The sequence below is a fragment of the Leptospira kobayashii genome (assembly GCF_003114835.2).
In the GTDB taxonomy this organism is placed as follows: Bacteria; Spirochaetota; Leptospiria; order Leptospirales; family Leptospiraceae; genus Leptospira_A; species Leptospira_A kobayashii.
In genome coordinates, this window is sequence record NZ_AP025028.1 from 856,225 (window position 1) to 878,793 (window position 22,569).

At 40.7% G+C, this 22,569-nt stretch carries 17 protein-coding genes; 15 read left to right on the forward strand and 2 right to left on the reverse strand.

The annotated features are described in order from the left end of the window. Nucleotides 1-86 precede the first annotated feature (86 nt). The 8 genes from DI077_RS03785 to DI077_RS03820 are packed head-to-tail and all read left to right on the forward strand — an operon-like array spanning nt 87 to nt 15,054. Complete coding sequence (locus tag DI077_RS03785) at nt 87-1,700, forward strand: TolC family protein (RefSeq protein WP_109020726.1); 1,614 nt, start codon at nt 87-89, stop codon at nt 1,698-1,700. Then, complete coding sequence (locus tag DI077_RS03790) at nt 1,697-5,365, forward strand: Ig-like domain-containing domain (protein WP_109020725.1); 3,669 nt, start codon at nt 1,697-1,699, stop codon at nt 5,363-5,365. The genes DI077_RS03785 and DI077_RS03790 overlap by 4 nt, the downstream gene beginning before the upstream one ends. Then, a complete protein-coding gene (locus tag DI077_RS03795; RefSeq protein ID WP_109020724.1) occupies nt 5,366-6,055 on the forward strand; it encodes a lipoprotein in 690 nt (229 codons plus the stop codon). A 6-nt stretch (nt 6,056-6,061) separates the two neighbouring features. Beyond that, entirely contained in the window at nt 6,062-6,652 is a 591-nt protein-coding gene (locus DI077_RS03800; protein WP_109020723.1) for a tetratricopeptide repeat protein, read from the forward strand. A 34-nt stretch (nt 6,653-6,686) separates the two neighbouring features. Next, nucleotides 6,687-8,177 carry an efflux RND transporter periplasmic adaptor subunit gene (locus DI077_RS03805; protein WP_109020722.1) on the forward strand — a complete coding sequence of 497 codons (1,491 nt, stop codon included), beginning with the start codon at nt 6,687-6,689 and terminating at the stop codon, nt 8,175-8,177. Between the two features lie 2 nt (nt 8,178-8,179). Then, the gene (locus tag DI077_RS03810) at nt 8,180-11,269 is read left to right on the forward strand and encodes an efflux RND transporter permease subunit (protein ID WP_109020721.1); all 3,090 of its coding nucleotides are present in this window, start codon (nt 8,180-8,182) and stop codon (nt 11,267-11,269) included. Beyond that, nucleotides 11,239-14,334, forward strand: coding sequence for an efflux RND transporter permease subunit (locus tag DI077_RS03815; RefSeq protein WP_109020720.1), 3,096 nt, complete (start codon nt 11,239-11,241; stop codon nt 14,332-14,334). The genes DI077_RS03810 and DI077_RS03815 overlap by 31 nt, the downstream gene beginning before the upstream one ends. 6 nt (nt 14,335-14,340) lie before the next feature. Then, nucleotides 14,341-15,054, forward strand: coding sequence for a hypothetical protein (locus DI077_RS03820; RefSeq protein WP_109020719.1), 714 nt, complete (start codon nt 14,341-14,343; stop codon nt 15,052-15,054). Between the two features lie 22 nt (nt 15,055-15,076). Here the strand turns inward: DI077_RS03820 and DI077_RS03825 are convergent, their stop codons facing one another. Further along, the gene (locus DI077_RS03825) at nt 15,077-15,661 is read right to left on the reverse strand and encodes a tetratricopeptide repeat protein (RefSeq protein WP_109020718.1); all 585 of its coding nucleotides are present in this window, start codon (nt 15,659-15,661) and stop codon (nt 15,077-15,079) included. Between the two features lie 330 nt (nt 15,662-15,991). Then, the gene (locus DI077_RS03830) at nt 15,992-16,429 is read right to left on the reverse strand and encodes a hypothetical protein (RefSeq protein WP_135354899.1); all 438 of its coding nucleotides are present in this window, start codon (nt 16,427-16,429) and stop codon (nt 15,992-15,994) included. A 306-nt stretch (nt 16,430-16,735) separates the two neighbouring features. Here DI077_RS03830 and DI077_RS03835 point away from each other — a divergent pair, with 306 nt between their 5' ends. The 7 genes from DI077_RS03835 (at nt 16,736) to DI077_RS03865 (ending at nt 22,555) form a co-directional block, all read left to right on the forward strand. Then, on the forward strand, nt 16,736-16,933 hold the full coding sequence (locus DI077_RS03835) for a hypothetical protein (protein WP_109020716.1): 198 nt from the start codon (nt 16,736-16,738) through the stop codon (nt 16,931-16,933). Nucleotides 16,934-17,093: 160 nt separating this feature from the next. After that, on the forward strand, nt 17,094-17,477 hold the full coding sequence (gene acpS / locus DI077_RS03840; RefSeq protein ID WP_109020744.1) for a holo-ACP synthase: 384 nt from the start codon (nt 17,094-17,096) through the stop codon (nt 17,475-17,477). Beyond that, the gene (locus DI077_RS03845; protein WP_174705642.1) at nt 17,477-17,698 is read left to right on the forward strand and encodes a tetratricopeptide repeat protein; all 222 of its coding nucleotides are present in this window, start codon (nt 17,477-17,479) and stop codon (nt 17,696-17,698) included. Before acpS ends, DI077_RS03845 begins: the two co-directional genes overlap by 1 nt. Before the next feature lie 10 nt (nt 17,699-17,708). Then, entirely contained in the window at nt 17,709-18,077 is a 369-nt protein-coding gene (locus DI077_RS03850) for a bactofilin family protein (RefSeq protein ID WP_109020714.1), read from the forward strand. A gap of 2 nt (nt 18,078-18,079) precedes the next feature. Beyond that, nucleotides 18,080-19,870 (forward strand): sensor histidine kinase, encoded by a 1,791-nt coding sequence (locus DI077_RS03855; protein ID WP_109020713.1) that lies wholly within the window; start codon nt 18,080-18,082, stop codon nt 19,868-19,870. A 12-nt stretch (nt 19,871-19,882) separates the two neighbouring features. Beyond that, complete coding sequence (locus DI077_RS03860) at nt 19,883-20,731, forward strand: SDR family oxidoreductase (RefSeq protein WP_109020712.1); 849 nt, start codon at nt 19,883-19,885, stop codon at nt 20,729-20,731. After that, nucleotides 20,732-22,555, forward strand: coding sequence for a methyl-accepting chemotaxis protein (locus DI077_RS03865; RefSeq protein WP_109020711.1), 1,824 nt, complete (start codon nt 20,732-20,734; stop codon nt 22,553-22,555). It begins immediately after the preceding gene. The last annotated feature ends 14 nt before the right edge of the window (nt 22,556-22,569 follow it).

The window sequence follows — 22,569 nt, forward strand, 5'->3', positions numbered from 1 at the left end:
ATCAAACAAGAGTTAGCTCAAAGTGGAAGTTTTGTTATTTGGCTCTCTTGAATTGATTTTATTATATAATTTATTCTAATTTGTTAATGTTTATAAAATTTCGGAGTTTCGTTATCATTTTTTTGTTTACTTGCTCAGGTGGTCTCTCCGCAAATTCCGAACCCTTACGCATCGACTTGGATACCGCGATACAGATTGCGGCTACCAATTATTATTTGTTACAAACCATCAAAAATAAAAATTCAGCGATCAAAGATTTAATCACTGAAAGGTGGCGTGATCTTTTGCCTACATTAGGGGTGAATGTGATCCGCCAAAGGTACATTATTACCGATTCCAACGACTATATCTACAATGGAATCATGCTTACCGCCGATCAGGTGATTTATGACGGGGGGCGGAAAGGTCTGGATCTGGACATTGCGAAGCTGGAAGAACTTTTATCCAAAGAGGAATTTAAGATAACATACGCAAGGTTAAAGTTAGATGTGGAAAAAAACTTTATGAACGTTCTCATCGCTTCGGGAAAGATCGCATTGAACAAAAAATCTTTGGAACGTGCCCGCGAGCAACTTCGTCTTGTTAAATTGGAACTTGAATTGGGTTTTACGACGGATGTTCAGGTTATGAGCATATTGTCCAGACAACAGGAGATCGAATTCGCTCTCACAAAATCGAAAAATGAATTCTTAAAGGCGAAAAACGAACTCAAGCAGATCATGGGACTCAGTTATGAGGCGGATCTGATCCTGGAAGGGGATCTTTTGCGCGATTTTCTCATCAACAAACCCACCATCACCAAAAATACTCTGATCGAAAGAGCCAGAAACGAAAGACCGGAAATCATGCGTGCAAAGGTAAATCATCATAAAGTGGAAAAAGAGAAGGATTTGGCGGAAAATGCATGGATTCCTCAGATTTCGGTAGGGGGTGCTTACGGTAGAACCGGTATAGAATACCCGCTCCGAAACGATGCATGGAACGTAAATTTTAAAGTAACATTTCCTCTGGGCGGTTCGACAAATACCCTTACGGAAAATACCGGAGTAAGATACAATAACCTCGCCAATTCAGGGTTTGGTGGAAATACCAATCCGAATTTCAATAGTTCCACCAATAACGATTTCCAATTTTTGAATAACATGGGTTATTCGAGAAAGGTGATGGAAAGCAAAATCAAATTGGGAGCCGCCATCTCCGAAAGAAAACATTTGGAAAGGGGAATTGCCATCGAAGTGGAAAAATCGGCCGACTCCGTATTGGAAGCCTATGATTTGATCCGTATTGGTAGCGGTGCGGTATTTTTCCGATATGAAAGTTTGAAACTTATGACTACCCGTTCCCAGGTGGGAGAAGCAAAACGGGCCGATATTCTTTTCGCAGAAACAGAGTTAGTTGAGGCACAGGAGAAATTGGTGGAAGCACTCGGGAAATACATGATTTCCTCTTACGAACTCGAATGGGTATCCGGAATGGTTCCCCAGACTATGAAACTTTTCGAATATAGTCCCAAAAACGGAAATACCATTTTACCTTTTTTGTTATTGGACAAGCCGATTGATAAAAAAGGTATCCCGGAAGGTTTGCGACCTACCGATCTGGATGAATTTTTCGACAAAGATATCGATACTACCCCGGAAGAAAAAGACTCATTGAACCGCAAAAAATTCGACCTAGAGAAAAAGCAGGACTCCAAATGAATTTCATTAAAATTATCAGAATCATCATTTTAGGGATCATGCTTTTCCTCATTCAGTGCAGCGGTGCGGAAAATGCTTTTAAGAATTTTATTCCCACCGACAATTCACCTGCTGCGCCTAAGGTGATTGCATCTCTTCCCGCACCGGGGCAAACTGGCGTACCCAAAGACCAAAAGATCATAATCACTTTTAACAAAGAAGTGGATAAACAGTCTTGCATTGCTGCTTTTACAATGCAGCCTCCCGCCACCGGACTCTTCGATGTTACCGGAAATGTGATGACTTTTACACCGTCCAGACAGTTTAGCGGAGCGATCACTTATGTTGCGAATCTGTCAAACCGTTGTGAAGATAAAAACGGCCGTGACTTGGAACAATCGTATAATATAGATTTTTCGGTCAGCACCGATGTTCAACAACCTACAATCCTTTCTTTCCAGGCCAAAAAAAACAGCCAGGGTTGTTCCGCTGCAAGTCCCTATGTAGATGTGGTAAATTTTAAAAACAATGTTTATAGTACTACGGATGTATGTCCCAACTCATCCATTCTGATCAATTTTTCAAAGCCTATGGATCGTGGAACGGTAGAGTCCAATTTTTTAACGGTTCCTCAATTGATCGGTGCCTTTGTTTGGAGCGGCAATAACACCGTCTTGGAATTCACCCCGAATGAATTGTTGGCTACCGGAATCACGTATATCATTACCGTTTCAAACCAAGCCCAGGATTTGTCGGATAATCCTTTGCCGAAAAGTTATACTGCCAGCTTTACCGTGGGATCTGAAATATTGAAACCGCAGATTGCCATGCAGGACGGATATGTTAGAAACGGACTCGGTTGCAATCCGGGGACACTCGCTTCGACTTTGTACCCCACCGGTCTTAGAAATGCGGTAGGAATATGTTCCAGCATCGTACAAGGTTATCAAAACTCTCCCGTTATCATTGATTTTACGGAAAGTCTCGATTTGACATCTGCCGATTCTTTGGTTACCATATCACCTAACATCAACGGAGTTAAATCATGGGCAACCAGTGCTCATCCTTTGTGCGGTTCGACCGGTTCTTGCGGTGCAGGTAGTCGTTTGACATTCACACCGATCGAACCTTGGCAGCATTCGGTGACTTATACAGTGACGTTCTCTTCCAATTTAAAGGACTTGGCGGGAAATCTACTGGGAACCAATTATTCCTTTTCCTTTACCATCGGTAGCGATTTCCAAATTCCAAGAATCACTATGCAGGACGGATTCATTAACACCGGATTCGGATGTACTCCCGGAACTCTTTCTTCCACAATCGATCCGGTAAACGGATTAAGAAATAAAACGGGCGGTTGTACGGGTGCGAGTGTGGGTTCATTGAATACTCCGATCTATATTCATTTCAGCGAAGATATGGACAGAGTGTCCGTTGAAAACGGGTTCTTTATCAATCCCAATGTCAACGGAGTGAAAACATGGTCGGCGAGTGCACTCCCGTTATGCGGAACTACGGGTCCGTGCGGTACGAGTAGTTTGCTTACATTTACTCCTACATTGGATTGGCAAAACACAACATATACTGTGAGTTTGGGCAATTCCGCTTTGGATTCCGACGGCAATACGATAGGGACTTCCTATTCGTTTTCATTCACCGTAGGAACCGACCTGATACCGCCTAAATTGGATTATGCTACAGGGCCTTTGCTCGGTGATTTGGCGCCTGCGTGCGGAGCGCTCGGAACAACTGTGATTCCTTCCATGTCTACCGGCGTTTGTCATTTGTTTAGCGGAAGTAGGATCCGACTGCGTTTTGACGAAGCGATGGATCAAAGTAAAACGACAAACGCTTTTTCCATCACTCCTTCCGTTAATGGTGTTGTTAGCTGGCCGACTGCTACAGAGTTATTGTTCACTCCGAGTCAGAACATGAGTTTATTCACTCAATACCGTGTTTCGTTGAATTCCACCGCCGCAGATATCGCGGGAAACCGATTGGCCTCGGATTTCATTTCCTATTTTACAACCGGAGACGGCGGTGCGGGAAACAATTTTCCGCCTACGGTTGCGGATGTACTAACCGATACTCAAGGCGGTCCCGCCGGTTGCAATGCAGGGATGGATGATTCCATCTCGGCTTCTTTTATCACCAATGTCTGTACGGATAACAGTGGTTTGGGGAATGGGGCGGCCTTTCAAGTTGTTTTCAGTAAAAACATGGAACAAAGTTTAACTGCTCAGGCTTTTTCCATCAGTCCCAGTGTTTCAGGGGTGATTACTTGGATTTCTCCTACGATTATGAGATTTGTCGCCACTCAATCTTTGAATCCGAATGCTCAGTATATCGTAACGATCGGAGGAGGGGCAACCGATTCGAATGGAAACCGTATCGAATCCTCTTATGTGAAATATTTCATGTCATCTTCGATCGGAGGTTATCTGGCATTAAACTCCATCGATTTGTCTACCGGAACAGTCGCAAACTGTTTGTTAGGTTCCGGATCGATTACGAATATTTTGGCGGCGGTAGTAAATAATGCATGTACCGGAAATCCTTTTGTAAACCCGATCTTACTCACTTTTTCACAGCCAATCAATCAATCTTCATTGGTAAACGGGTTTAGTATTTCTCCTTCTGTTTCCGGTTATTTCAGTTTTCCAACCGCATATCAGGCATTGTTCAACCCTGACGCTCTCTTGCAATACGGGAAACGATATACGATTACTATCCCGACATCCATTACGAATACCTCCGGTAGGGGAATGGCAAATACGATTTATTCAAGTTTTGTGGTGGGGGCTTTGGATTCCAATTTCCCAAGCATAGTCGGTGTCGATTTTGAAGTCAATGGAGACGGAGACGGGTGCGGGGTAGTCCCCAATGATTTTGTAAACCAACCGAGCGGTTCGGTGTTAAGCCAAGTTTGTGCCGGAACACCTATCGTAGTTCATTTTAGTGAACCGATGGATACCAATTCTGCGATGAATGCCGTTTCATTCAGCCCATTTGCCAATGTAAACTATTCCTTTACGGGAAATGATATGACCATCACTCCATTGACAACGTTTGCAAGCGGGGAGGATTTTAGTTTTACGATCTCGACGGGAGCAAGGGATTTAGCGGGAAATGCGCTCCAATCTTCCTTCACCTTGGGGTTCAAAACTGAAAATACATCGCCCAGAGTTGTTGCCATAGGAGTGGCAAGTCAAACGAATTGCTCCAGTTATACGGGGAACCTATATGCGGGAAATCCTGCCGGTGGCAACTCAAGTATGACCCAATGTTACTGGAGTGACGGCTTGCAAATGTTATCTCCTGCCGCATACTCTCTTACGACTACTACTGCTCCCGCATGTCCTTCCAACTCTCTCACGGATGATATCAGGATCGTATTCAATCAGGCCATGGATCCTGTCGCCACTATCAATGCGATTTCCATGTCTTATATTTCGAATTCCGGCGGTTCGGGAATCAAAAAGAACAGCTGGCAGTGGAGCGATTCCTTTCATGTAGTTACAATTCAAGTTACAGATGTTAGTTTATGCGGAAACGATCTCCAGGCAATCACGAACGTAACATTACCGAATTATCCGTTTTATCTTGTGCAAGTGGATCAAACTGCCAAAAATGCTTCGGGCACTTCCTTATCTTCCGCTTTTAATTTCATCTTAGAGGGCAACTAAATGGTGTTTCGCAAATTTTTTCTTCCTAACCTATTTAAAATATTTTTGATTTTGAATATATTAATGTTTAACGGTTGTTTATTCGGAAAATACTTTAAATCTTCGGGAACTTATCAATCTGCCATTGCGAATTCATCCAAGAAAAATCTATTATTTTTCGGTAAAATAGAAAATCGTGATTCCAGATATACTCCGTTTCTTGTGGAAAACTTTAAAGACATGTTGCAAACTCAAATCATAGAATCGGGGATTCAGATTTTTGATATAATCCATGTCGATGAGCCGAAGAAGGAAGAACCGGTAGTGTCGGTTGATGGAGAGAACAAACCTATTTCCCTATCGGAAGGTCTGAACGCCATTTTGCTGAAATCAGCCATTAGTAACTCTCATGATATAGAAAAAAACAGGAGAAACGGTATCTTGAACAGTGAAGAAATTCGCGCTCTTGCCGCTGTTCACCAATTCAATTATTTTCTGCAAGGTGCCGTCGGGAATAATAATTCGGGAACATTGCTGCAAGAGGATGAGAACTCGCTGGTATTTGCAAAATTATACAATGCAGACGGACAGTTGATAGGAGTAGTTAATTATTCCGTTAGCGGTCGCACGTTGGCGGAAGCGAACTTGTTACGGGAAGTTTGTAAAAAAATAGCAGATCGTTTAACGGAAATTATAGAAAAGAAAAAATAACAAAATATGAGAATATTAAAAATTTCATTCCTCATGGCCGCTCTTATCATGACTCAAACTTGTAAAACCAGGAAAGAAGAGGCAAGTAAGCTTAGGGAAGAAGCCGCCTTAAAATTCACGGAAAGAAAATTGAACAAAGCAAAAGAATTGTATTCTCAGTCGCTTGACTTGGATCCCGATCATGAAGCATCTCTCTTTATGTTGGGAAAAATAGACTTTTATAATCGGGATTTTCCATCCGCTGAAAAAAATTTTGAAGCTGTTGTCGATGAAGACGAATGCCATTCCGCCGGTTCTTATTGGCTGTATAAGATCAAAGGATTGAAAGCGGAAGAAAGAAAAACAGCAATTGAAAAATTGAGCGGTCTTGCCAAAAAATTACCGAACCGTTGGGAAGTTGTATACACTTTGGGAACTATGCTTGAGGAAGAAGGTCGTATCGCGGAAGCGATTCAATTGTATCAGGAAGCGGTAAACGAAGAAACAAAGTTATCTTTGATTTATATGAGACTTGGTAGAATATACGAAAAGGCGGATATGAAAAAAATGGCGGAAAGGTATAATAAAAAAATGGAACAGTATAAGGAAAGGCAATGAGTTCAATTTGCCATTTTTCTACAAGAGTTAATATATGTTAAAGAAAGTTAATTCGATTTTGGAATTTCTCACTCCGATTATCCGCACTAGATTTGCAAAAATCGCTCTGTTATTTATGATCGGACTTTCCATTTATTTACTGATTCCGAGCAGGATAGAAAGCAATAAAAAGAAAGAATCATCTTCGTTCTTTGATTGGCTTTGGAATCGAAATGTTAAGAAAGATATAGATTTAAATACTGTTATAGTAAAAGCAAAGGAAATTCATCCAGAAAAAATCACTCCGAGTATTTCCATCTTGGGTGCCATTGATTTTGTGGAAAAAATAGATATAGTTTCCAAAACAGCCGGAAACATAAAATCGATTTCCGTAAAAGAAGGAGATCTTGTTTCGAAAGACCAAGTGATTGTTCAGATGGATACTTTGCAATTGGAATTGGAGCGTAGAAAGCAGGAATCGGGATACAATAGCGCCTTATCTTCGCTTAAATTGGCGAGAGAAAAATATTCAAAAGCAAGAGAAGCGGTGGAGATCCGCGTCTTGGAAGTGGAAAAAAGAAAAACTTCCGTTAAGGAATCCGAAGCGGAGCTTAACAAAACCAAGACGACTTTCGAAGGTAAGGAAGTTTTGTTCAGGGAAGGTGGGATCAGCAAGGAAGAATACGAACGAGCTCAGACAACTTTGATTTCCGCAGAAGCAAAATATCGGATCAGTTTTCGGGAATGGGAAATGTCCCAGGTTGGCTTGCGTCCCCAGGATTTGATTCAGAACGGTTATCCTGTTCCGGTCAATCCGAGAGAATTAAAAGATACTTATATAGATTTCAATACAAGAATCGATAAGGCGGAAGTCGAAGTTGCACAATCCCAAGTAGAGGCTGCAAAAGCCGCCTTACAATCGACAGACGAACTTTTGAGAGCGGCGACGATCAGATCACCTATCAATGGTATAGTTGCCTATGCAAACAAACATGTCGGAGAATACGTAAACCCGGGCGGAGTGAGTAGTTCCGATCAGGCAATTTTGAATTTAATAGGAATCAATTCCGTATATGCAAAGTTTAGCGTACCGGAATCGGAAATGTCAAAAATCAGAAAGGGACATGCTGTAGATTTCACTTTGGATATTTATCCTACGGAAGTATTCAAAGGAAAAATCGACGTGGTAAATCCTATGATCGATCCGAAGACGCACACACGCGATGTTAAAGTAAAGATAGAAAACTTAAACAGGAGATTTAGTCCCGGAATGTTTGTTCGCGGAACCATTTATACCGGCGATCCGGAGATGGCTTTGCTTGTTCCTCAGGAAGCTCTAGTACCGAAAGAGAAGGAAAGAGCCTGGATCTTTGAAATCAAAAATGGAAAAGTATTCCGCTCCGATGTAAAAATCGGAAAAGAGGTAAAAGGAAATATCGTAGTATCGGAAGGATTGGATCCGGGTTCCGTGGTAGCAATTGAAAAGTTAACTCAGCTTAAAGACGGAATGCTTGTTAAACCTGAATTTGAGGGTTCTCTTCACTAAGCTTGAAATTCATACAAAAATTTGCGGTCGAAAGACCGGTTACCACATCCATGTTCTATTTGCTGATGATCTTGCTCGGTCTGGTTTCATTATCGGACTTAGAGATCAATTTGCTACCGAACATGGAGTTTCCCCGACTAACAATTATTACTCATTTCCAAAATGCCGCACCGGAAGAAGTTGAAAATTTGATCACAAAGCCGATCACCGAATCGGTCGGAACGATCAAAGGTCTGGAGAAAGTCACTTCCGAGTCTTTGGAAGGAATTTCTTTCGTTACATTGCAGTTCTCCTGGAGTACTAAAATCGATTTTGCGGCAATGGAGGTAAGGGAGAAGGTGGATCTCATCCGAGGGGTACTGCCGGAGGAAGCTTCAAAACCTCTCGTATCCAAATTTGATCCGAGTCAGTCCCCCATTCAGCAAATCGTATTTTTCCCAAAAGACAAAGAAAATATAAAAGATCTGCGGGATTTTCTAAAAAGGGAAATCAAAGGTTATCTTGATCGTGTGGACGGAGTCGCACTTGCCCAATTTTCCGGAGGATTCCAAAGAGAAATTCAAGTGGAAATAGATCCTCAATCGATGCATGCACACGGAATTTCTTTGAAAGCGATTCAGGACGCGGTAGAATCATCTAACCTGAATTATCCGGCAGGGCATATAGAAGAAGGAAGTCAGGATGTTTTGATCAGAACTATGGGGGAATATTCAAATCCCGCACAAATCAGAGACACTATCATCAATCAAGCCAAAGGCGGTCCTATTAAGTTGAGTTCACTTGCGAAGGTGACGGACGGCTACAAAGAAAGAAAAGGTCTCGCTCTTTACAACGGTAAAGAAGCCGTCATCGTCTCCGTTTTTAAAGAGTCGGGAAAAAATACTGTGATGGTCTCCGATTCGATGAAAGCCGAGTTGGAACGTTTAAGAAAACAATATTCCGATCAAGTCACATTCGATATAGTATATGACGAAGCTAGATTCGTAAAAGAATCCATCGATAATATTTCCGGCGGACTTGTTTCCGGGGGTTTTCTTGCATTTTTATCTTTAATATTCATTCTGCGTAATATTCAAAGCCCGCTGATTCTTTTGAGCGTGCTTCCTATTTCAATCATAACTACGTTTCTACTTATGTATTTGAAAGGTTTGACTTTGAATGTCATGACCCTAGGAGGATTGTCCCTCGGGATAGGGATGTTGTTTGACTCCGGCAACGTGGTATTGGCAGCCATTGAAAGAAATATAAAGAAAGGAATTCCTTCGAAAGAAGCATCTCTGATCGGTGCACAGGAAGTCGCAGGATCGATCACTTCGGCGGTTTTAACGACTATCATTATATTTTTACCGATCGTATTTTTAAAAGGAATCATCGGAGTTGTTTTCGGTGAAATGGCTCTGACAATCACCTTTTCACTGTTAGTCAGTTTGGTCGTCTCATTGACATTGATACCTATGTTGTCCGCTCTGAGAAAACCAGGAGAAGAACTGAAACGGTTCAAGCTGGTTTCAAAAGCGGAAGATTTGGAAAATAGAATCGATGCTGGTTACGGAAAGTTATTATTAAAATATCTGAACCAACCGGGATATGCTTTTTTATACTTGGGAGTTTTGATTCTTTTGGTATTGGTCATAACTCCGAACATAGATAGGGAATTTATTCCGAAAGTCGATACCGGTGAATTTAAAATCGAAGTTCTGAATGAGAAGGGTTCTTCTCTCGAGTCGACTACGGAACTGGTAAGGTCGATTGAATCCGCTTTGGCAAAAGAAGAATCGGTAAAACATATAGTTTCTCTTGTCGGTTATAACGAAGATCAGATTTCCGTCAGATCCGGCGGAGAAATCGGTACCCACCAAGCACAGATTAGGGTTATCTTGAACTCACCTCGCAGCGAGAAGACAAAAGATTTTATTTCCCGGCTTCGTAGGAAGATGCAGTTTAGAGAAGGTATCATTGTCAACTTTCAACCGGAAGAAGATATGTTGGCAAAGATTCTATCTCCCGAATCGAAGGCGATCAATTTGGAAATCGAAGGAAACGATTTATCCACTCTGAATCATATCGGAAATGTATTGAAAGCCGAATTATCGAAAATTCCGGGCATCGTTGATTTGAAGACAAGTATGGAGGAGAAAAACCGCGAGTACCAGGTGGTCTTCGAAGAAGACAAGATTGCAACTTTCGGTTTAACGCATTCTTATTTGGCCGGAGTGCTTAAATCCGCGATTCGAGGAACCGTCATCACTCGTTTGCGCATTGCCGACCAGGAATACGACGTAAGATTGCGGTACAAAGAATCGGATAGAAAAAACAAGGAAGATGTTCGGAATATGATGATCGAGTTGCCTTCAGGACAATTCGTACGGCTTGGACAGATAACAGAGATTAAAGAAGGGAAAGGTTACGCATCCATTCTTAGGATCGGGCAATCAAGAGTCAATAAAATCAATGGAAACATAGATGGCACGAAACAAAGCACTACCATCGAAGAAATAGAAGAATATTTATCCAGAGTCAAACTACCTACAGGTTACAAAGTACACTTCGGAGGGGAAAAAGAGAGCATAGAAAAATCCACAAAAGAACTTTTTTTCGCATTTGTATTTGCAGTCGTTTTAATCTATATGCTTTTAGCGAGTCAATTTGAATCATTTATAATTCCTGCTGTCATGTTGGTTACCATACCTTCGATTTTTGTGGGTATTGTTCCCGCACTTTTGATGACCGGCCATAGTTTCAATATCAGTTCTTTTACGGGAATCATTCTTCTTGTGGGAATCGTCGTGGATAATGCCGCATTATTTTACGAATACGTGGAAATTCTCCGACCCGATTACGCCACTTTGAAAGAAACGATTGTTTCCAGCGGGCAAGTGGTCCTTCGACCGATCATTTTAAACAATGGAACTACGTTACTCGGTTTGATTCCCGTAGCATTGGAAATAGGGGAAGGTACCGAGTTCCAATCTCCGATGGCAGTAACAGTGATTAGTGGGCTAATTGCTTCCGTTGTCTTGTCATTGTTTTTGATCCCAATCGTTTTCTATAATGTAATCGCATGGCAAGAAAAAAGAAAGAAACACCATTAGACCCTTTGCCTGTTTCCGCCCTTTCTCCTCCATTGGATGAAATCTCATTTACGGAGAAACACAAAGTTGGTGTTATTATGGGATTTTTCTGTCTTCTGTTGATAGGAATATTATGCGTATCCAGATTGTCTTTATCTCTATTTCCAAATACGGTTAATCCCGGTTTAACGATCGAAACGGAATACCATGGTGTGGGCCCCGAAAAAATAGAAGAGATCATTACAAAGCCGATTGAAGAATCGATCTCTACAATCGGAGGAATCAAACAATTATTTTCCATTTCGGAAGAAGGCAAATCCAAAGTTCACGTTCAATTTGAATCGGATGCGGATCTGGATACAAAATCTTTGGAGATACGGGATAAAATCGAACAAGCATCCATCTACTTTCCCAGGGAAACACAGAAGCCTGTTGTTCTGCAATTTGACCCTTCTCAACAACCTGTTTTCATAATCACATTATCCAGTTCCGTTTTGAACTTAACGGATCAAAGAGACATTGCTGATCGGGAAGTCAAAAAAATCATAGAAGGCATTGCCGGTGTGAGTGAAGTGATCGTCGCAGGAGGATCACCCAGAGAGATCATCGTTGCTTGTGATCCGGAGAGATTGAATAGCGTAGGACTTGATTTCAATCATATATTGAATTCTCTCCAAGAGAATAATATAAACGTCGCTATCGGTGATGTACTGGAAGGTTCCGAAAAAGTTCCGGTTTATTTGAAAGGACGTTTTCGGAACATAGATCAAATTAGAAACTTGCCCATTTATTCATCGAACGTTGCAGGAAGAGTCGTAAGACTGAAGGAAGTTGCGGACATTGATTATTCTTTTCGGGAGGAGGACAGTGCTTCCAGAAGAAACGGAAATGAAGTTGTTAGCATCTATGTATATCGATCGGGAACTTCCAACTTACTTGAGGTATCAGGTCAATTGAGAGAAACACTTCAAAAGTTGGGTAACCAACAAATTTCTTTTTTGATTACCTATGACCAAGCGGAGACTGTTTCCGAAACTATGGGAAGTTTTTTAATCGGCACTTTTTGCGGATTTGTATTGATTGCAATTGTTGAATATCTACTTTTCAGCAATCCTTTTTATCCTCTCGTAACATTTGTCACATTATTCGGGTCTTTTCTTTCGGGATCGATTGTAATTTATTTTTTGAATCTGGATTATAATATCATGACCGCTACCGGGTTCATTCAAAGTTTCGGTTGCTCCATACTTATGATTCACTTGATCAGGTGGAACCGTTATCAATCGGACCGATTGAACATTAACACTGAGGTTTTTGTTTCCATTCTATTGATTGGAGGGGTATTTTTACCTCTGTTATTCGCTTCAAAAGAATACCAAACCATATACAGCGGACTGGCTATCGTCATTCTATCTACGCTAGCCTCCACGTTTTTCATTTCGAATACGATTGTTCCGATCTTAGAAAAAAGAATCATCAAACCCGATTCGGATCATTACAAATTTGAAGTTATAGGAAAAACAATCGAAATCATTTCCGATCAGTACGGCAAAGTTCTTCATTTTCTGATCAAGGAACCCTTCAAAGTATTTATAATTTATACCAGTATCATTTTGATCGGACTTGTATCTTATTACAAACTTTCTCAGGATTTTTTAAGTCCGATTGAGGAAAAACAATTAACGGGGCATGTCGAGTTTCCCTCCGGTACGAGCTTTACAAAAATAAATACCACTTCAAAGAAAATCGAAGCCATCTTGTCCGAACAAAATGAAATCAAAGAAGTCAGCACAAGAGTCGACGGAGGCCAAGCATCCATTACTGTAAAATTCAAAGACAGTATTTCCGAGATTGAAAAGTACAACAAAGAATTGGAAGATTTGATAGGTGATATAAAACCTGCATTCATATATTTTCAAGGAGCAAACGACGAAGCACTTTTGAAAGAGGTTACCATAGATGTCATAGGTGACGATTTGTTGGAATTGGATAGAGTGACTAAGGAACTTGCCAATAATGCGGAAGAAACAGTATCGAATGTCCGTCATGTCCTGCTCAGATACAAACCTCCGAGAGAAGAATTGCAGATCATTATCGATAAAACAAAAAGCGAATCCTTGGGTGTATCTTCCGCTATGATAGGAAGGCTTGTGCGATTCGGAATTCAAGGAGGAGTCGCTACAAAGTTCATCGATAATGAGAAAGAGTTGGATGTTCGGATACAATACCAAAAACAATTTAGGAAAAGTTTCGATGATTTAAACCAGTATATAATTCAAACTGCCGAAGGAAGGTTGATACCGCTACCTGAAATTTCAAGATTCGTCAGATCGAAGACACCGGTCAAAATCTATCGTAAAAACAAAAGAAGAGTCCTGTCGTTTACACTTCGTATGTCGGAAACCAATTCGTCGGAATTATTATCCCAGCTGGAAAAATTAAAAAAGACGGCATTGCCTGAAAATTATCGAATCGAATATAGCGAACAGTTTGAAAGTTTGCTGAAAAACCAAGATAAAATCAACCGTCTATTGGCATTTTCCATTTTGGTTTTATTTATGATTTTGGCATCTTATTCGGAATCCTTGAAAATGCCTCTGATCTTTATGTCTTTTTTGATCATTCCCGTATCCGTTTTATTCTTGTCCGCTTCTCTATTCGGAATGTCCTTAACGATACCAATGTACATTAGTATTTTACTGATTGGATCATTGGGTATACTTCAAACCTTTATTATCAGAAAAACTATTCTATTGAAAATAAATCCGAATGCTTATGGATCGGATATTTTCACCCATCGCGTACAGCTTGCGCACGTTTTACACGAAACCACCGTTTCATTTATTAGAATTTGGTTTGTTGTAATCGCTTTTTATCTGCCGTTTTTACTTCTTTGGGGCACCGGGAGTTCGATACTTCGTGCGATGTCTTTGACCATTTTGATTTGCGGAACTGTTTCCATTCTTGTTGTCTCTCTTACATATACTTTATTTTATTACTTTTCAAAGGAAATTGCAGCTGAATTGAAAACAAATTACGCTCTTCCATTCTATCATTATATAAAAAATAAACTCCCAGGAAAATAAATCAGTATGGATAAACAACTTCAATACATCAATCGTTTCTTTCAGGCTTTATTCCGACCGACCGACTATTTTCAAAATTCCAAAGAAAATCATTCGTTTATTGATTTTTTGAAAAGCAATGGCTTTAGCATTTACGCTTTAGTTCTATTTTGCCTTACGATCGTTCTTGCCGGTACCGATATATATTCCGCTTATATCGTAAATGATCTTTCCATCAGAGTTGATCCGGAAAATCAAAAAAAAATCCTACAACAATTCGGTCCTCCTCCCGCCAAGCCATCGTTAGTGTGGATCGTTTTTCAAGCCAGGCTAAGGTTTATTATTTTCTGGATTCTTTTTCCTGCGGTTTGGTCCGTCATCAGATATCTGTTTTTGAAACTGTTAAATGCTAAAAACAAAATCGGGTATTATGATTTATTTAGCCTTACATTGGCTGGTTTTTTCCCACTTTTATTTATCTCTGGGCTGGCCTCGGTTTATAATGGTTTTACTCCGTTGTCTTCTTTTTCGTTAACAACGGAAGGAATTTACAACCGGGTGATCGTGATTGCTTCAGTATTTGCACTGACTTGGATTTGGGAAGCTTTGATTTTTACCAAAGGGATTTCGATCGTTGGCAAGGAAGAAGTAGGAAGAGGGATAATGGTTTGGATATTTCCCTCTTTGCTGAGTTACTTTTTTATTTCTTTGTTTTTTATTTTCGCAAACTTAAATTCATAGAAAGTAAGTTTGAGATCAGTTTTTATTTGTGTAACTCTTTGATTTTTTGTTCTGCATCGTGGATCGCTTGTGCCATTTGACCTTTAGGGGCAATCCGGATGAAATTTTTATAACTTTTTTCGGCGGAAGCTTTGTCACCTAATCGAGTGTAAACGATACCCAGGTTGAAATTCAGTTCGGGAGTATCCAGGATTTTTTGTCCTTTCAGATAAGAGTCAACCGCCTTTTGGTGTTTCCCTTGCTTTTGATAGCATACTCCCAAATTATAATACCCGCGATAATAATCGGGAGCAATTTCCGTTGCCCTGAGGAATTGGTTAATTGCTTCGTCCAGCTTTCCTTCGTTCAGTCTAACCACACCGATATTGTTTACATAGTCCGGTTGTTTCGGATCCAAATCATGAGCCGCTTTAAAATAACCAACGGCCTCTTCGGGATTGGAAGCAATGAGTTCCGCACCTTTCTTGTTTAAATCTGCAGCGGTATTCAATTCCGATTTTTCCTCTTGCGCTTTTGATTCACAACTAACTCCAAGTAAAAATATACCTAAAATTAAAAATCGTATGCATTTGTTTGCATAATTGTTTTTAGATAGCGTAGTTTTCATTTTTTTTCCTTAATCAAGTTTTTGGGCAGTAGTTTTTTGTTGTCTTGAACCAAAATACCTTCCTGCCATTTTCCATTAAATAGTATTTTCTTCTCGCCGGATAATCGTAGTCCATATCCGTCTTCTTTTCCATTCTTCCATTGGCCAATGTACATCTCGCCGTTCCAAAACTTTTTTGTGCCCATCCCGTTTTCGCAATTTCCGTAACATTTGGGACGGAAATAAAAATAGGAAAGAAATGATAAAGCGAAGACTAGGCCTATGCCAAAACTTAAGGAAAGTTTTTTTGAGTTTTTTATTTTTGATAGTATCGATTGGATTTTCATTTTCTTAATTTTGGAAGAGGTATAACAGTAGTTGTAAGGTAGGTACTAACAAAGCTATGTAGCCTATGATTAAAAACAACTTATAATTTTTTTTAAAGAATGAAACCAATTTTGACAGCAAACCCGTAGGAGCGCTATCATCTTCCGCTATCGGATTGACATCTACTCCAAACCATCTTTTTTGCAATTTGTCCAGGGGTGCGCCAAAAGATTTTTCAACCCGAGCTAACAAATAGTGATCCCCATCCACTATGCTCAATACGGAATGAACGCAATGATTGCAACCGTCAATATGTTTTGTTATGACCAGTGGAAGTTTTTCATGATTTAGGATTTCGTTTCTAAGATAGTCTATGTGCAAACATTGGGAAGCGATTCCTTCAGAGTTTGTTTCATTCGGTTCAGGTAAGGGTTTCAGTGAATTTGTTTGTTTTTTTGCCATTCCCGCCAAACCTAAATTACTTGTCAAAAATAGGAAAACGCAATTTCAGCTCAATTCTTTTTTCGTTTTTTCTATTCTATGATATACCAGCTCAGATTGCGATTTGTTCCTTTCTGTAGCCGACTTACAAGCTTCTCTTACGCGGCATTTGTTGATCGGGATGGTTCCGAAAATGTTTATGCAATCGATTATACGAATGGCGCTTTGGATTGCCGGACATTGACTGAAACACAAGATCTGTTTTCTGCGAAATACAAATGATTTTACCTGGTTAGGAAAATTCGAAGGGCAAAAAGGCGAACTTATTTGAAAAAAATTACGGAAAACCATCCTATCACTTTACAAAGGGAAGGCGATATGGTAAGTAGAACCCATTGGGTGGCGGGTCTAGTTCCCCACCCAAATCGGGCGGGGAAAAATAAACCAACCCTCATCCGAAAACCGGCCATTCTTTCCGAACACAATTCAAGATCCAAGATCAATCCCCGCGAGAAGGATGCGTAGGGCACGAAGCGGTCGCTAGGCGACGGCCACCCCGGAGCAGCCTGGTCCCTGATTCTTTGAAATTCCTGACAAAAATCATCGGGACTCGCCCCAAAGTTTTCCTGGCACCCTTTGAAACGGACTCGACCTATGAATGATGGGGCGGAATTCTTGTGATGGAATGCTTTCCGTTGGCAATGACATAGTCGAAAACGACCGAATCCGGGACTTATTGGAAAAACACGGAGATCGTTTTTTGAAACGGGTATTTACGGACGGTGAAGTGGAATATTGCCACAAACACAAAGACCCGGTTCCCTATCTTGCCGGCCGGTTTGCCTGTAAGGAAGCTTTGATCAAGGCGTTGTCCCTGGATCCGGGGGAAGTCGCAGACATGAAAGAAATCGAGCTTGCGGGAACCAATTTCGGAAAAAAAACGCTGGTCATGCATGGGAAAACGGAGAAATTTTTCCAAGCAAAAGGTTTCACCCATAGTTCTGTATCGATTAGTCATGGGAGAAACCACTCGACGGCAGTGGTTGTTTTGTATAAGGAGAAATTATGATCGTTACGGAAAAGATGCATCAAGTTGTAGCACTCTACAACCAAGGACTCGCCCTTTACAAAGAAAGAAAGTTCACGGAAGCAAAAGCAACATTTCAAAAAGCATTACAAATCGAACCGGAAGACGGTCCCTCGCAATTGTATATAGAAAGATGTGATGATTATATCGCAGAACCTCCTCCTGAAGATTGGGATGGGGTTTATAATATGAAAACAAAATAACTAGAGATTTATGTCCAAAAAAAATACACAACCGATTGTCACCGAACATGGAGTGATTGCTACCATCCTCGGTAAAGAAACAGCGTTTAACGGAACGTTAGCGTTTAAAAAACCATTGCAGATATCCGGAGATTTTATCGGAGAGATCATTTCCGACGGTTATTTGGTAGTCAGCGAAGGCGCCAGAGTCAAAGCGAATGTAAAAGCAGGCACCGTTGTCGTCGGCGGAACCATCATCGGAAATGTGACGGCTACGCAAAGATTGGAAATGTTATCATCCGGAAAAGTCCAAGGAAACATTCGTACTGCAAAATTACAAATCGCAGACGGAGTGGTATTCGACGGAAACTGCGAAATGATTAGCAGCGAAGAAACTTAGTCTTGTGGCAGTTCCATCCTTATAGTTTACTTTTAGGTTTTGCATTTTGCCTCAATTTGACATTGGGGCTTTTCGTTCTCCGTTCCATCCAACTCAATCTCGTCCGTTATTTATTGGTTATGATCGCAGGCTGTCTGCTTTGGACCGGCTTTTACGGATTTGATTTTCTTCTCATCGACAAAGACTGGCATAGATTCCGGATTTATTCCATCCATACCGGTGTCATCATTGCTACGTTAGGTGGCACTCTTTCCACCATCGGCTTCACTCAGGATAAACAGATACTGACTCGCAGGATGTGGGTGCTTTTATCCATACAACCTCTTCTTATGGCGGCGATCCTATTATTCGATCCTTTGTTCGGTACGTTTTTAAAAGAAACTCATATCGAAATCATCGAAGGAAGAACCCAATGGGTGCAAGCTCTCGCACTTCCCGGACAGATCGTAGAACTGGGTGGTTCCACAATTTGGTCGTGTTACATCGCTTATCTCATTCTGAAAAGTATCCTGAATACGAGGCCCCCCGCAAGAAACCAATTCTATGTGATACTGCTCTCCTTCATCGTCCTATGGGTTACCACCATTTTGCATATAGTGGGAGTTCGTCCCTTTCCGGGATTGGTACTTGCTCCTGTTTCCTTATCCGTTCAGGTTTTGATATTCTTTTTTGCGATCGGTTATTACCGTATGTTCGATCTGGTTCCTTTGGTGAGAGGGGAAATAGTCGACGAATTGGATGACCCGGTTGTGATCCTGGACGGAAGAAATAGGGTTGTGGATTGGAATATTGTCGCTGAGCAGTTGTTTGTTGATGGAAGAAAATATCTGACTTTGAGTTCCACGGATGTTTTTTTTCAATCTTATCCGGAACTTTCCCAAAAAATACAAAACCTCTCCGAAAAAAGAAATCTGATTCAATGGAGATGGGAATCCAAAGATCCCAACCGGGATTGGGATGTTCGCGTAAAAAGAGTCAGAGACAGATACCGTATTAGCATTGGTTTGGTGGTAGTGTTTAGAGATATTACCGATCAGAAAAAAATAGAGTCCCAAATGGTGGATGCAAATCGTTCCCTTTCTTATGCGAATGCTACCAAAGACAGGTTTCTTTCCATTATATCGCACGATCTGCGGGGACCGCTTGCGGGAATCAAAGTTCTATTGAAAATCCTGAATGAGAAAGTGAAAGCGGAAGACACGGAGATGTATGAAATGACAAAATCCCTTGTAGACGCTTCGGAGTCCGTTTTCTCCCTTTTGGAAAATCTTTTGGAATGGTCCAAATTACAAAGAGGCCAAGAGGAATTTCATCCCAATTTTACAAACGTAAATGATATCGTAAACGAAACGGTTTATCTTTTCGAGTTGAATGCAAAAACAAAATCCATCCAAATCCAAACATCCATTCCTACACACGCCACGGTCTTTTGCGACGATCGGATGATTTTGACTGTGCTTCGGAATTTTCTCTCCAATGCGATCAAGTTCAGTCATAATAGCAGCACCATTCGGATTGAAGCGGAAGAAGAAGGAATGATGTGGAGAATCAGAGTGATAGATACGGGAGTGGGAATTTCCGCTGATATTTTGAAAAAACTTTTTCAGGTAGGGGAAGTGATCAAATCCATCGGAACCCAGGGAGAGAATGGAAATGGAATCGGGCTATTACTTTGTCAAGAATTTGTTGAGCGAAATCAAGGCAAGATCCGGGTGGAAAGCGAAATTGGGAAGGGTTCGGTATTTTCCTTTACGCTTTGCAAGACTGCTTTTCCATTAGATACCAGCGTATAGGTGAGAGGGCTTATGTCAGAAAAAATTGTAATCATCACGGGTGCAACGGATGGAATCGGAAAAGTCGCGGCAAGGGAAATCTTGAAAAAAGGTTACTCCGTTGCGTTAGTTGCGAGAAGCAAAGAGAAACTCAACCAGGTGAATACGGAACTAGCACCTTTCGCAGTTAAAAATTCCATCTCTCTCTACCAGGCGGATTTGAGTTCGCTGAAAGAAACGAAAAAAGTCGCAGAAAAGATCAAAAAGGATTTTCCCAAGATTCATGTGCTCCTCAACAATGCCGGTGCTTTTTTTTCGGAGAGGTCTGTAACTCAGGAAGGATTGGAATCCACTTTCGCTCTAAATCATTTGAATTATTTTATATTTGCCGACACACTGATCCCCTCCTTACATGCATCAGGTGAAGGTCGGATTGTAAACGTTGCCTCGGGAGCTCATTTCGGAGTTTCTCTGGATTTTGACAATCTCCAAGGGGAAACAAAATATTCAGGATGGAAACAATACCAAAGATCCAAATTGATGAATGTGTATTTCACATACGAATTGGATGAAAGGCTAAAGGAAAAATCAATCACTGTCAATTGCCTTCATCCCGGTTTTGTCAAAACCAAGTTTGGTCACAATAACGTCGGTATTGCGAAGTCCTTGCTTCAATTCGCACAAAATCTTTTTGCCATTGGTGAAGACAAAGGCGCGAGAACATCCGTTTTTCTTGCTACCTCCGATGAAGTCAAAAATGTAACCGGTCAGTACTTCGAAAAATCAAAAGTAAAAAAAAGTTCAAAACAATCTTACGATCTCGCCGCAAGAAAAGAACTTTGGAAAAGATCGGAACAAATAGCAAAGACTATACTTAAATAGATGATATCTTCTCATTTTTACAGAACCCTCACAGTTCGATTGGAATTTATCACATACATTCTTGTCGTTCCTATGGCTTGCGTATTTATCATATTTGCGAACGGCTTCGATCTGATAGAGTCGCTTTATTTCCTCGGTGGAGCGACTGCCGCCAGTTCTTTTACAGGAATTGTTTTCCCTTCTCTTCGTTATCTTTATTTGAAACGAATTGTGACGAATGCAGAGAATGGAAAACGATCCGGAAATTCTTCCTTACTCGTTTTAGCAAAAGCCAAACTTTTGAATTTTCCCTTATTGGAAACCGTGTTTGTTCAAACCCAATGGATCACAGGTATAACGATAGCTGCTTCCATTACGGACTATCTGGTGGATATGAATTTTTGGGGATGGTTTAGTTTCGCATTTACCTATTTTATCATATTTTTCGTAAACAATGTATCTCATTTCTTTACAACCGAAATCATTATAGGAAGAGAGCTTTCTTCGGAAGAATGGATTGCAGTTCCCGTACAAAATGTCCGGCTGATTTCATTTCGCGCAAGGATATTCTTTTCCATGTTATCCGTTGTTTGGTTGTGCTTTTTTCTTTTCGGTTATCTTTTGTTTTTGGAAACCCAAAAGATAACGATACTGGACAATTTCTGGTATTTTCTTCCTACGATAGGAATACAGTTATGCCTGATTGTAGGAATGATTACTTATTTGTTTGCCTATTCCGCAAAAAAGAATACAAATGATTTGGTTCGTAAGCTGCAAGATTTGGCTCAAGGAAATATCGGCGATCAAAATGCCATGATTAGTTCCGATGAAATCGGGTTTGTCACAATTTCGGTCAACCAATTCTCATCCCAATTGGAATCTGTTACTTCCGAAATCGGAAAGGAATCGGATAAATTATTCCAGTTTTCGGACAATCTCCTCGGTTCCGTTAAACTTACAACGGAGAGATTGATGGACCAAGCCGCAGCAGCGGAAGAGATGTCTGCGGCTACTCAGGAATTGCACACAAAATCGGAGCAAGTTCTTTCCAAAACGGATCTCCAGATGAAACAAATGGAAAAAACCAATATGTCATTGAATCTCCTTAACAAAAAGATCAAGGAAATTCAATCTAACAGTGAAAAGGCGGTTTCTCAATCGGAACAAATGGAAAAGGTTGCGGAATCGGGAAGCAGTAAAATCAAAACGAATATCGGACAGATGGAAGATATTCGGGAAATCACTCTTAAGATTCAGGGAATCTCCGGTCTTGTGGGAGAAATTGCCGATCGGGTAGGGTTGTTGTCTTTGAACGCGTCGATTGAAGCGGCTCGTGCGGGAGATGCGGGAAGAGGATTTGCAGTGGTTGCGCAAGAAATATCAAAGTTAGGTGAGTCTACTCAGAAAAATTCAAAAGATATCGATTCTTTGGTAAACAAGGCAGTATCCATCGTAAATCTGGGAACCGATTCCATGAAAGAATTGGGAAGTTCCATGGGAAGTATTTTGTCTTATGTGGAAGATGCGATTCAGAATATTCGCGGCATTCAAATCACAAGCAAGGAACAATCGGACATTAGTGATCTGGTAAGCGAGGACTCGGTAAATCTTTTTAAGATTACCGAAGAGATCGTGATTGCAAATCAGGAACAGGCAATGACGTTTCAAGAGATTGCAAATGCAGTGAATAAAGTGGCGGAAAATACAAGTTATCTTGTAAATATTTCAGAAGACAATCACGGACTTGCGAACTCACTTCAAGACCAGGCATCTCAGTTGCAAAAAACATTAAGTTTTTTTAATATTTCAGGTCGACGTCCCGATAATCAACAAAGGCATTCCTAAAGTTTAATATTTAT